The sequence below is a fragment of the Ferrimonas sediminicola genome (assembly GCF_005116715.1).
GTDB classification, from domain to species: Bacteria; Pseudomonadota; Gammaproteobacteria; order Enterobacterales; family Shewanellaceae; genus Ferrimonas; species Ferrimonas sediminicola.
In genome coordinates this window covers 1-12,332 of record NZ_SWCI01000010.1, presented here as the reverse complement: position 1 = coordinate 12,332, position 12,332 = coordinate 1, and the positions used below count along the sequence as shown (strand labels likewise).

Annotated in this window: 9 protein-coding genes, 2 tRNA genes and 1 rRNA gene; 3 read left to right on the top strand and 9 right to left on the bottom strand. The window is 62.9% G+C overall.

Annotated features, from left to right (window positions below):
- The 5 genes from argH to argC are packed head-to-tail and all read right to left on the bottom strand — an operon-like array spanning position 1 to position 5,795.
- Positions 1 to 1,887, bottom strand: a complete 1,887-nt coding sequence (argH, locus tag FCL40_RS13890) for an argininosuccinate lyase (protein WP_136853905.1) — start codon at positions 1,885 to 1,887, stop codon at positions 1 to 3.
- Position 1,888: 1 nt separating this feature from the next.
- Entirely contained in the window at positions 1,889 to 3,097 is a 1,209-nt protein-coding gene (locus tag FCL40_RS13885; RefSeq protein ID WP_136853904.1) for an argininosuccinate synthase, read from the bottom strand.
- A gap of 10 nt (positions 3,098 to 3,107) precedes the next feature.
- Entirely contained in the window at positions 3,108 to 4,010 is a 903-nt protein-coding gene (locus FCL40_RS13880) for an ornithine carbamoyltransferase (RefSeq protein WP_136853903.1), read from the bottom strand.
- 10 nt (positions 4,011 to 4,020) lie between these two features.
- Positions 4,021 to 4,791 carry an acetylglutamate kinase gene (gene argB / locus FCL40_RS13875; RefSeq protein ID WP_136853902.1) on the bottom strand — a complete coding sequence of 257 codons (771 nt, stop codon included), beginning with the start codon at positions 4,789 to 4,791 and terminating at the stop codon, positions 4,021 to 4,023.
- Positions 4,788 to 5,795, bottom strand: coding sequence for an N-acetyl-gamma-glutamyl-phosphate reductase (gene argC / locus FCL40_RS13870; protein ID WP_136853901.1), 1,008 nt, complete (start codon positions 5,793 to 5,795; stop codon positions 4,788 to 4,790). Before argC ends, argB begins: the two co-directional genes overlap by 4 nt.
- Before the next feature lie 205 nt (positions 5,796 to 6,000).
- Here argC and argE point away from each other — a divergent pair, with 205 nt between their 5' ends.
- From argE to FCL40_RS13855, 3 genes are all read left to right on the top strand, one after another.
- The gene (gene argE / locus FCL40_RS13865) at positions 6,001 to 7,161 is read left to right on the top strand and encodes an acetylornithine deacetylase (RefSeq protein WP_136853900.1); all 1,161 of its coding nucleotides are present in this window, start codon (positions 6,001 to 6,003) and stop codon (positions 7,159 to 7,161) included.
- Positions 7,162 to 7,261: 100 nt separating this feature from the next.
- Entirely contained in the window at positions 7,262 to 9,904 is a 2,643-nt protein-coding gene (gene ppc / locus FCL40_RS13860) for a phosphoenolpyruvate carboxylase (RefSeq protein WP_136853899.1), read from the top strand.
- 45 nt (positions 9,905 to 9,949) lie between these two features.
- Positions 9,950 to 10,510, top strand: a complete 561-nt coding sequence (locus FCL40_RS13855; protein ID WP_169307132.1) for a DUF1439 domain-containing protein — start codon at positions 9,950 to 9,952, stop codon at positions 10,508 to 10,510.
- On the opposite strand, the gene FCL40_RS13850 is transcribed toward FCL40_RS13855, so the two are convergent.
- The 4 genes from FCL40_RS13850 to rrf all read right to left on the bottom strand — a co-directional run bounded on the left by FCL40_RS13850 (position 10,507) and on the right by rrf (position 12,325).
- Complete coding sequence (locus tag FCL40_RS13850) at positions 10,507 to 11,808, bottom strand: CinA family nicotinamide mononucleotide deamidase-related protein (protein ID WP_136853897.1); 1,302 nt, start codon at positions 11,806 to 11,808, stop codon at positions 10,507 to 10,509. The genes FCL40_RS13855 and FCL40_RS13850 overlap by 4 nt on opposite strands.
- 130 nt (positions 11,809 to 11,938) lie before the next feature.
- Positions 11,939 to 12,014: transfer RNA gene (locus FCL40_RS13845), tRNA-Thr, on the bottom strand.
- Between the two features lie 60 nt (positions 12,015 to 12,074).
- Positions 12,075 to 12,150, bottom strand: a tRNA-Thr gene (locus tag FCL40_RS13840).
- Positions 12,151 to 12,210: 60 nt separating this feature from the next.
- A 5S ribosomal RNA gene (gene rrf, locus FCL40_RS13835) occupies positions 12,211 to 12,325 on the bottom strand.
- Positions 12,326 to 12,332: the final 7 nt, after the last annotated feature.

Genomic DNA, 12,332 nt, shown 5'->3' with positions numbered 1-12,332 from the left:
CTAGAAGCGGTACTCCATGGCCACCTCATCGCAGGCGTGCTTGCGCGGGCACAGCTCGCAATCCTTCATCACCTTCTCCGGCAGACTCTCCATCTCGGTCAGTTCGAAGCCGGACTTGGCGAAAAACTTGGGCACCCGGGTGAGGACGATCACCCGCTGCAGCTCCAGCTCCCTGGCCCGTTGCAGCATGTAATCCACCAGGGCCTTGCCCTGACCGTGACCCTGGTGCTCGGGAGACACCCCCAGTGAGCGCATCTCCGCCAGCCCGGTCTCATAGATGTAGAGGGACGCACAACCCACCACCTGGCCTTCGGTTTCAGCCACGGCGAAGTCGAGGATGTCCCTCAGAACCTGGTCGCGGCTGCGTGGCAGGGTCTCCCCCTGCAGCGCCCAGTGATCGTTGATGCCGGTGATGGCATCCACGTCGGAGAGGCGGGCAGGACGCACCATCAGGATCTCCGCCACGTGAGCATTGAGCCGCTGCTGGCTGGCCCCCAGGGCCTCCTCAATGGCGGGTACCTCGATCTGGGAGACCGCCTGCAGTGCCAGCGCCTGCTGCACCTGCTTGATGGAGGTACCCCCCAGGGCTTCCCGCTTGGCCAGGGTCGCCTCGATGGTCAGGTGCTGATAGACATCCGATTCGATGGTGTCGCTGTACTCCTGCAACTCCTGTAGGGTGAAATCTTCCAGGGCCTTGCCCTGGGCGATGGCGCCCAGCACCACTTCGCCGACGATGTGGTGGGCCTCGCGGAAGGGGATCCCCTTGGCCACCAGGTAATCCGCCAGCTCGGTGGCATTGGCGTACCCCTGCTGAGCCGCCGCCAGAGTGCGCTGGCTGTTGACCTTCACCCCTTCCAGCACCAGGGTCAGCATATCCAGGCACATCAGCCAGGAGTCGATGGCATCGAACAGCCCCTCCTTGTCCTCCTGCATATCCTTGTTATACGCCATCGGCAGGGCCTTCATGGTGGTCAGAATCCCCATCAGGGCACCATAGACCCGGCCCGCCTTGCCGCGGATCAGCTCCAGGGCGTCGGGGTTCTTCTTCTGCGGCATCAGCGAGGAGCCGGAGGTCACCGCGTCAGACAACTCGATAAAGCCCGCCTCGCCGCTGTTGTAGAAGATCAGATCCTCCGCCATCCGTGACAGGTGCATCATGGAGGTGGCGGCGGCGCTGCACAGCTCCACCACGTGGTCCCGGTCGGAGACCGCGTCCAGACTGTTGGTCACCGGGCCACGGAAGCCCAGCTCCGCCGCTAGGGCGAAACGGTCCACCGGGTAGGCGGTACCGGCCAGGGCTCCGCTGCCCAGGGGACAGGTATCCAGCCGGGTCAGGGCATCCTTGAGCCGGGTCAGGTCCCGCTCCAGCATCTCCACATAGCAGAGGCACCAATGACCGAAGGTGATCGGCTGGGCCCGCTGCAGGTGGGTGTAGCCAGGCAGCACGGTCTGTGCTTCCCGCTCCGCCAGGGTCAACAGCTGCTGCTGGGCCTTGACCAGCGCCTCGATCAGCTCCTGACCCTGGTCCTTGCACCACAGCTTGAGGTCGGTGGCCACCTGGTCGTTACGGGAGCGGCCGGTATGCAGTTTCTTGCCCAGATCGCCCACCTTGGCGATCAGCTGCTGCTCCACAAAGCTGTGGATATCCTCGGCACCGGACGCCAGGATCTGCTCGTCGGTCACCTCCTGGGCCAGCTGATGCAGGGCACGGATCAACTGACCGTGCTCCAGCTCATTGAGCACCCCCACCTGCACCAGGGCGCCGGCCCAGGCGATGGAACCGGTGATGTCCTGCTGCACCAGCCGGTAGTCCACCGGCAGGGAGTCATTAAACTGCTTGAAGCGGCTGTCTGCCGGGCCGCTGAACCGTCCACCCCATAGCGCCATATCAGTGTTGCTCCTTATGCAGTGCCGCAATCCGGCTGGAGAGGGAGAACAGCCGGATAAAGCCCTCGGCGTGCTTCTGGTTGTACACCTCATCCTCCTCGAAGGTGGAGAAGGCTTCGGAATAGAGGCTGTTGGGGCTGGACCGCTTCACCACCACCGCCTGGCCCTTGTAAAGCTTGACGGTGATCTCACCGGTCAGGGGCTCGGCCAGGCTGGTGGCCGCCGCCAGCAGCGCCTTGGCCACCGGGGTGAACCAGCGGCCGTCATAGAGGACATGGGAGAACTCCAGGCCCACCTGCTCACGGAACTTGAAGGCGGACTTGTCCAGCACCAGGGTCTCCAGACCGCGCAGCGCGGCATTGACTATGGTGCCCCCGGGAGTTTCATAACAGCCACGGGACTTCATCCCCACCAGCCGATTCTCGACGATGTCGATGCGGCCCACGCCATTCTTGGCACCCAGCTCGTTCAGCAGCACCAGGGCGTTGTAGGGGGTCATCGATTCACCGTTCACCTGGGTCAGCACACCGGCCTCGAACGCCAGGGTGACGTACTCGGCCTGGTCCGGCGCCTGCTCAGGCGAGACGCTCCAGGTCCACACCTGGTCGCTGGGCTCACAGGCGGGATCCTCCAGTTCGCCCCCTTCGTGGGAGATGTGCCAGCAGTTGGCGTCACGGCTGTAGATCTTCTCGGCGCTGGCGGTGGTGGGGATATTTTTGCTGGCCAGGTAGTTCAGCAGGTCAGTCCGGGACTTCATGGTCCAATCCCGCCAGGGGGCGATCACCTTCAGTTGGGGCGCCAGGGCGGCGTAGGTGGATTCGAAACGCACCTGATCGTTGCCCTTGCCGGTACAACCGTGGGCCACCGCGTCGGCGCCCACCTGCAGGGCCAGCTCCACCTGGGCCTTGGCGATGATGGGCCGGGCCATGGCGGTCCCCAGCAGGTAGGTGCCTTCATAGAGGGCGCCGGTCTTGAGGATGGGGTTGATGTAGTCGGCGACAAACTCATCCTTGAGATCCACCACATGACAGCTGGAGGCGCCGGAGGCCAGGGCCTTCTGCTCCACCCCTTCCAGCTCCTCGGCCCCCTGGCCCACATCGGCCACGAAGGCGACGACTTCGCAGTCATACTGCTCCTTCAGGTAGGGAATGATGGCAGAGGTATCCAGGCCGCCGGAGTAGGCCAGAACGACTTTTTTAATGGTTGTCATAGAGTTGTCCTCAAATTAGGGTCAGAAGTATGGCGTTTTGGGCATGCATCCGATTCTCCGCCTGGTCCATTACCAGGGAGAGCTCCGAATCCATCACCTCTGAAGTGACTTCCACCTCGCGGTGGGCCGGCTGACAGTGGAGGAAGTAGCTGGCGCCACTGTCGGCCATCATCTTGGCGTTCACCTGATAGGGGGCGAACTTGGCTGTGATCTGCTCCATGGGAGTGTCGTCGCCCATGGAGATCCAGGTATCGGCATAGATGGCGTCCACCCCTTTCAGGGCCGTAAGCTCGCTGCTCAGGGTCAGCGTGGTGCCATGCTCCGCCGCCAGGGCCTGGGCCTCCACCACCTGCTGGCCATCGGGGAAGTGACCGGGGGGGCACACCACCACCATGTTCACCCCCAGCTTGGCGCTGATGATCATCAGCGAATGGGTGACGTTGTTACCGTCGCCGACGTAGGCCAGGGTCTTGCCCTTCAGCGAGCCATACCTCTCCTTGAGGGTCAGCATGTCCGCCATCGCCTGGCAGGGGTGATAGAGATTGCACAGGGAGTTGACCACCGGCACCGTAGCATGGGCCGCCAGCTCCTCCAGGGTGGTGTGTTCGAACACCCGGGCGACGATGGCGTCGCACCAGCGTGACAGGTTCTGGGCAAAATCCTTCACCGACTCCCGCTGACCCAGGGCGCCGTTCTGCTGATCCAGATAGACCGCATGGCCTCCCAGCTTGTTGATCCCCACATCGAAGCTGACCCGGGTCCGCAACGAGGGCTTCTCGAACAGGGTGGCCACACTCTTGCCCTTGAGGGCCTCCTGATAGGGGGTGTAGTCCGCCTTCAGGGCCAGGGCCTTCTCCAGCACCGCCTCGATCTGGGCGCTGCTCCAGTGTTTCAGGGTTAACAGATGCTGCATCCGACGCTCCTTATGGAAAAATCTGGGTACCGACGCTGTGGCCATCCACCAGGCCCGCCAGCTGTTCCGGGTGGCGCCAGCTGGCCACCGTCACCTTGTTGTTGATCGCCTGGGCCGCCGCCTGGGCCGCCTCCACCTTGACCTTCATTCCGCCCTCGATGACGCCGCTGCGTACCAGCTCCTGGGCCAACTGCGGAGTCAATTCGGCGATCAGCTGACCCTTGCCATCCAGTACCCCGGACACGTCCGAGAGCAGGGTCAGCGGCGCCTTCAGCAGTTGGCAGATCACCGTGGCGGCCTGATCGGCGTTGACGTTGAGCAGCTGCCCCTGCTCGTCGGCGGCGACGGAGCTGATGATGGGCAGCATGCCGCAGGTCAGCAGGGCCGACAGCAAGGCACCACTCTTGGGCGCGACCTGACCGACACAGCCCAGCTGGGGGTCCAGCACCCGGGCGCTGACCATCTCACCATCCGCCAGGGTCAGGCCCACCGGGTTGAGTCCGGACGCCTTGGCGGCGGCCACCAGCTTGGTGTTGGCAATCCCCGCCAGGGCACCGGCAACGATGGGCATCTGCTCCTCTGGGGTGACGCGCAGGCCCTGATGCTTGGTGGAGGTCATGCCGTTGGCACTCAACTGCTGCTCCACCAGCACTCCACCACCGTGGACCAGCACCGGCTGCCACCCCTGGGCGGTCAGCTTGGTCAGGGTATCGAACAGCCGGCTCATCCCCTTGTCACACTCCAGCAGGGCGCCCCCCACCTTAATCACCATCAGCTTCATGAATACACCTCATGACCAAAATGAATGTTTATGCATTCGAGCGCCTGGCTGGCCGCCCCTTTCATCAGATTATCGATGGCGCTGGCCACCACCAGGACGTTACGCTGGGAATCCAGCTTCCACGCCAGCAGACAGAGATCGCTGCCCGCCACATCATCTACTTTAGGCCAACTGCCTGCCGGCAGCAGTTTCACCTTGTCACTACCCTGATATATCTCAAAGGCTTCCGCGATCTCCGCCTCCGTGGTGCCCGGCTTCACCTGGCAGGTGATGGTGGCCAGGATGCCCCGCTTGAAGTTGCCCAGGTGGGGGGTGAACACCACCGGCTGTCCCAGGTAGGTCTCGATCTCGGGCTGGTGTCTGTGTCCCAGCACCCCATAGGGGGTCAGGCTCACCTCACACAGGTGGGTATTGAGCTGGGCCTTGCGCCCGGCGCCGCTGACCCCGCTGACCGCATTGATCACCGGCATGGTCGACTCCTGAAAAATGCCGGCCTGCTTCAAGGGCTTGAGAGCCAGGAGCGAGGCGGTGGGGTAGCAGCCCGGCACCGCGATCAGCTTGCAGCCCTTCAGGGTGTGGGCGTACCAGTCCACCAGGCCATACTCCGCCTCCAGCAGCAGGGCCGGGTGAGGGTGTTCGAAGCCGTAGTAAGTGGGGTAGATGGCCGCGTCTTTGAACCTGTGGCCGCCGGAGAGATCGAACACCGACAACCCCGCCTGCAGCAGTTGGGGCACCAGGGAGGCCGACACCAGGTGCTCGGTAGCCAGGGCCACCCCGTCACACTGGGCACACAACCCGGCCAGTGCCTGGGCACTCAGCCCCTGCAGGGGAAGATCCACCACGCCCAACATCCCCGGGTAGAGCTGGCTCAGCGGCTTGCCTGCATCCAGGCTGTTTTCAGAAACATAGAGTCCGCCCAGGGTCAGGGCCGGCGAACTGGCAATCAGTTTGGCCAAGGTGGCGCCGGCGTACCCGGAGGCACCGATTACGGCTATAGTGGTCATGAGGTTGTGTCCGTTAACTAGCAAATATAAGGGTAGCGGAGAGGCGCCAGCAGGGGCGGCAACGATAAAGGTTTATCGTCGTCGTAGGAGGGGAGTCTGTACTGTGCTGATTTGAGTTTTCATAACCTTGGCTATCGTCTAACGGCTGCGACCTTGATAGACTACCATCAACATATATTTATGCAACCTTTTTGAATTTTTAATTATGAAGAAGATTCCGGACCTGAAGCACCGCTTCCAGCAGTTGATCGCCACCCCCTCCATCAGCGCCCTGGAGAGCCAGTGGGACCAGAGCAATATGCCGGTGATCGAACTGCTCGAGGACTGGTTCAGCCAGCTGGGATTCCGGTGTGAGATTCTGCCCCTGGCGGGCCAGCCGGGCAAGGCCAACCTGCTGGCCCGCATCGGCCCCAATCTGCCTGGTGGGCTGCTGTTGGCGGGGCATACCGACACCGTCCCCTATGATGAAGGACGCTGGAGCCGGGATCCCTTTATCCTGGAAGAGCGGGACAACCGCTGGTACGGTCTGGGCAGCTGCGACATGAAGGGGTTCTTTGCCCTGGTGCTGGAGGCGGCGCTGTCGGTGGATCTCGCCAAGCTGACCCGCCCCCTCTATGTGCTGGCCACCGCCGACGAGGAGACCACCATGGCCGGCGCCAAGGCGTTTGCCGCCGGCGCGGCGATCTCTCCCGACTACGCCCTTATCGGCGAGCCTACCGGCCTTAAGCCGGTCCATATGCACAAGGGCCACGCCGCCCTGGGCATCCGGGTCACCGGCCGCAGCGGTCACTCCTCGGATCCCGACAAGGGGCTCAACGCCATCGAGGTGATGCACCTGGTAATTGGCCGGCTGCTTGAACTCAAGCGCACCCTGGTCAGCGAGTTCCACCAGGCGGAGTTCACCGTCCCCTACCCCACCCTCAACCTGGGTCACATCCACGGCGGCGATGCGGTCAACCGAATCTGCGGCTGCTGCACCCTACACCTGGATCTGCGCCCCCTGCCGGGGATGAGCCTGGAACAGCTGCAGCAGCTTCTGGAGCAGGCGCTCAAGCCGGTCAACGACCGCTATCCCGGCGCGGTCAGTCTCAGTCACCTCTACCCGGGTTCGGAGCCCTTCGCCTATCAGGGAGAGGACACCCTGCTGAAACTGGCGGCCCAACTCTGTGGCGAGGAGGCCAGGGCGGTGAACTACGCCACCGAGGCCCCCTACATCAATCAGTTGGGGTGCCAGACCCTGGTGCTGGGGCCGGGCAGCATTGAGCAGGCCCACCAGCCCGATGAGTACCTGGCCATGGAATATCTCACCTCTACCCCAAGGCTGCTTGGCCACTTCATCAATAAATTTTGCTTATCTGGGGAGTAAACGACTGTTTAATATCACTGGCCGGACTATCTGAGCCCAGCCATTCGTGATACTTTGACCGATCGCAGTGCGGTATTTATGCAGAGGGAGAACCATCAACATGAGCGACATCAACGCACCACTCAAGGCCAACATCAGCATGTTGGGGCAGTTGCTGGGGGAGACCATCGGCGACCATTTGGGTGAAGGTTTCGTCGATAAAGTGGAGTCCATCCGCCAGCTCTCCAAGGCCTCCAGGAAACGCGAGCCCGGTGCGCGTCACAAGATGCTGGAGCTGCTGGATCAGCTGAGCGATCAAGAGCTTGTTCCCTTTGTTCGCGCCTTCAACCAGTTCCTTAATCTGGCCAACTTAGCGGAGCAGTTCCACACCATCTCCCGCAACTGCGACCAGCTGGTGTGCGTACCGGATCCGGTCGATCTGCTGTTGGGCCGACTGCTCAATGGCAAAGCGCAGCTGGATCCCCAGAGGCTGCTGGAGGAGCTGGGACGGCTAGAGATCGATCTGGTGCTCACCGCCCACCCCACAGAGGTGACCCGCCGCACCCTGATCACCAAGTACAGTGCCATCATCGAATGCCTGGCCGAACTGGAGAATCCCCAGCTCAGCGAGCGGGAGCTGCAGCAGCAGCGGCTGAGGCTGCGCCAGTTGATCGCCCAGATCTGGCACACCAATGAGATCCGTACCCAGCGTCCCACACCGGAAGATGAGGCCAGCTGGGGCTGGGCTGCGGTCGAGGACAGCCTGTGGCAGGCGGTGCCGGACTTCCTGCGCCAGGTCAACGACCGCCTCGAAGCCCACGCCGGCGTACAGCTGCCGCCGGACACCGTACCGGTGAAGTTCTCCAGCTGGATGGGCGGCGACCGTGACGGCAACCCCAATGTCACCGCCAAGGTGACCTCCAGGGTTCTGCTGAAGAACCGTAAGATTGCCCTGAACCTGTACCTGGCCGACATCAAGACGCTGATCAGTGAACTCTCCATGGCGGAATGCACCGAAGCACTGCGGGCCCGGGTCGGCGAATCCAATGAACCCTATCGGGTGGCGCTGCGCCAGCTGAGGGACAAGCTGGTGATCAACCTGGAGGAGGTGCATGCCTGCCTCGACGGTTATCCCCCCTATCTGGAACCGGAGCAGAAGATCACCAGCAAGGAGGAGCTGCTGGAGCCGCTGCAGCTGATCTACGACAGCCTGGTGCAATCCAGGATGCGCCTGATCGCCAACGGCCTGCTGCTGGACACCCTGCGACGGCTGCACTGCTTTGGTGTTGGCCTGATTCGGCTGGACATCCGCCAGGACTCAGCCCGTCACACCAGCGCCCTGGCCGAGATCACCCGCTATCTCGGCCTCGGGGATTACGAGCACTGGCAGGAGGAGGAGAAACAGGCCTTCCTGCTGAGGGAGCTGGCCAACCGTCGTCCGCTGCTTCCCAGCACCTGGTCGCCCACCGAGGATACCCGGGAGGTGCTGGACACCTGCAAGCTGATCGCCCAGCAGCATCCGGAGGCCCTGGGCTCCTACGTGATCTCCATGGCCAGCGCCCCCTCAGATGTTCTGGCGGTGGCACTGCTGCTCAAGGAGTGTGGCTGCACCTTTGCCATGCCCATCGTACCGCTGTTTGAGACCCTTGACGACCTGCAGAATGCGGCTCAGTGTATCGAGCAGCTGCTGGCCATCGACTGGTATCTGGGCTACATCCGCGGCAAGCAGCAGGTGATGATCGGCTACTCGGACTCGGCCAAGGATGCCGGGGTGATGGCCGCCTCCTGGGCCCAGTACCGTGCCCAGGAGGCGCTGGTCGAAGTGTGCAAGCAGGCCAATGTCGCCCTGACCCTGTTCCACGGCCGCGGCGGCAGCATCGGCCGCGGGGGCGGCCCCGCCCACGAAGCAATCCTGTCCCAGCCCCCGGGCTCCGTCGATGGCCGTCTGCGGGTCACCGAACAGGGGGAGATGATCCGCTTCAAGTTCGGCCTGCCCAAGGTGGCGGTTCAGAGTCTGGCGCTGTACACCTCTGCGGTGCTAGAGGCCACCCTACTGCCTCCGCCACAGCCCAAGCAGGCCTGGCGTGACCTGATGGATCGCATCGCCGATACCTCGGTCACCGCCTATCGCGCCGTGGTTCGGGAGGAGCCCCAGTTTGTTGCCTACTTCCGCGCCGCCACACCGGAGCAGGAGCTGGCGGATCTGCCCCTGGGCAGCCGCCCCGCCAAGCGCCGCGCCGACGGCGGAGTGGAGTCCTTGCGGGCGATCCCCTGGATCTTTGCCTGGACCCAGAACCGGCTGATGCTGCCCGCCTGGCTGGGGGCCGGCGCCGGCCTCAAGGAGGCGATCGATGGCGGTGAACAGCCGACGCTGACCGCCATGTTCCAGTCCTGGCCCTTCTTCCGCACCCGCCTCTCCATGCTGGAGATGGTGTACGCCAAGGCGGAACCCCACCTGGCCGCCTACTACGATCGTGTACTGGTGCCCGAGGAGCTTCATGGCCTGGGACATGCCCTGCGCGAACAGCTGGAACAGGATATCCGCACCGTGTTGCAGCTGACCCAGGAGCAGACTCTGATGGAGCACACCCCGTGGAACCGGGAATCGGTCGAGCTGCGCCACCCCTATATCGATCCCCTCAACTTCCTGCAGGCGGAGCTGTTGCGCCGCTGCCGGGGCAAGGAGGAGGAGCTGGATGACATCAAGCAGGCTCTGATGGTCACCATCGCCGGCATCGCCGCCGGTATGCGCAACACAGGCTAAGACAACAAGCGGGCTCAGGCCCGCTTTCTCTTTATGGAGGGGTCGATGAGACTGCGACAGAGGCTGATTCTGGTTGCACTGCCCGCGCTGCTGGCGGGATGCGCGACCAGTTATACCCTCGACGAGAGGGAGGTGGAGGGTTACCTGCGGGAGAAGCTCACCATCGAGGAGCGGCACTCGCCTGTTCCGGTACTGGATACCGAGATCCGCCTCAACCACATCGACGTGGAGATCGGTCGCCACCGGAAGAACCAGGTGCAGGTCACCACCCGGTCGGAGTTCGTGGTACGTACCCCGCTGCTGCCACTGCGGGCGTCGTTGACGGCCACCCTGGCTGCCACCCCCTGGTACCGTCCGGAAGACAGGGGAATCTACCTGAGGGATCTCACCCTGGTGGAGGTCAAGGCAGAGCCGGACGACCTGTCACTGCCGCTGGAGCGCCTGGGCCAGGAAAGCCTGATGGCGGTCAAACTGTTCCTGGCCAGCCAGCCCATCTATACCCTGGATGACGGCGACTGGGCCCAGGGTATTCTGGGCCGATTCGGCCGGGAGATCACCATCGAGCCCGGGGTGATCCGCTTCCACCTGGATGGCCACAGTGACTAGCCGCGTCGGGCCTCGATCCGGGTGAGGAAGGGGTAGTCGGCCACGGGGTCCAGCCCCAGCAGATGACGCCTGAGCATATCCAGGGCCACAGCGGTGGAGAGCTTCCGAATCAGGGTGCGCGACCGGTTGCCACCGCTGCCAAACGCCAGGGCCTGACTCCAGCGGCCCCGGTCACTGCAGACGCAGAAGCAGACGGTTCCCACCGGCTTCTCCTCGGTGCCACCATCTGGCCCGGCGATGCCGCTGACACTGACGCCATAATCACTGCCCAGGGCACGGCGTGCCCCTGCGGCCATCTCCGCCACCGTCTCCAGCGACACCGCCCCGTGCTTCGCCAGGGTATCCGCCCGGACCCCGCATTGGGACTGCTTGGCGCTGTTGCTGTAGGTCACCAGCGAACCCAGCAGGTAGGCGGAACTCCCCGCCTGGGTCACCAGCTGATCCGCTACCATGCCACCGGTGCAGGACTCTGCCAGGGCCAGGGTCTGACCGCAATCGACCAACAGTGAGTGAAGGATCTCCCCCATGCTTTTCTGGTTCTCGCCCACCAGGGAATCACCAAGTACCCGTCTGACTTCGGCCAGGTAGGCCTGCCACTGCGTCTCATCCACCCGAGCACGATGGAACAACTTCACCTCGATATGGGGCATGGAGGCGCGGTAACCGATACTGACGCCGTCGGGGCAGGCCATGACAATCTCATCAATATCATTAGCCATGGCGGACTCCGCCTGTCCCAGGGTCAGCAGCTTGTGCACGGTTACCGACCCACCGCTGTTGGGGTCCAGATCCACCAGGAAGGGCAACAACTGCTCCTTCACCATACGGAACAGCTCGTGGGGCACGCCCGGAGTGAAGAACAACCAGGCGTCACCCAGCTTAACCCGGAAACCACAGGCGGTACCCACCGGGTTATCCACCACGACGGCAGAGGTGGGCAGCATCGCCTGCTTCAGGTTACTGGAGGTCATGGTCCTGCCCCGGGCGGCAAACATCTGCTCCATGGCGGCACGCCACTGCTCAAACATCACCAGCGGCTCTCCCAGGGCCTGGGCGGCGGCCTCGGCGCTGAGATCATCGCTGGTGGGACCGAGGCCACCATTGACGATCACCAGTTCGGCCCTGGCGGCGCTCTCCCGGAACGCTTGCACCAGGTCCTCCAGCCGGTCACCCACCGTAGTCTTGCGGCTGAGTTCGTAGCCGCTCTCCATCAGGGTGTTGGCCACCCAGGCGGCATTGGTATCCACGATTTGGCCCGACAGCACCTCTTCGCCGGTGCAGATCATCTCAATCTTCATAGGCTCCTCCTTGTGAGACTCACACTAGAGCAGGGTTGAAACGATGGCAATAGTAAGGAGATCTATCCGTAAAATCAGTTTTATGGCATAGAAACCAAAAAAGCCCCGACCTTTCGGTCGGGGCTTAATCTGGTGCTGATACCCAGATTTGAACTGGGGACCTCACCCTTACCAAGGGTGCGCTCTACCAACTGAGCTATATCAGCAGACTCGGCATCCGCTCTGCGGATATGGAAAACCCCGGTTAAACCGGGGTTCCATGTAACTGGTGCTGATACCCAGATTTGAACTGGGGACCTCACCCTTACCAAGGGTGCGCTCTACCAACTGAGCTATATCAGCACACTGTATTTGGTGCCTGACGCAAGAACCTAATTAGCACTCTCACATCAAGGAATTGGTGCCTGACGATGACCTACTCTCACATGGGAACTCCCACACTACCATCGGCGCTACTGTGTTTCACTGCTGAGTTCGGCATGGGATCAGGTGGGACCACAGCGCTATGGTCGTCAGACGAAATT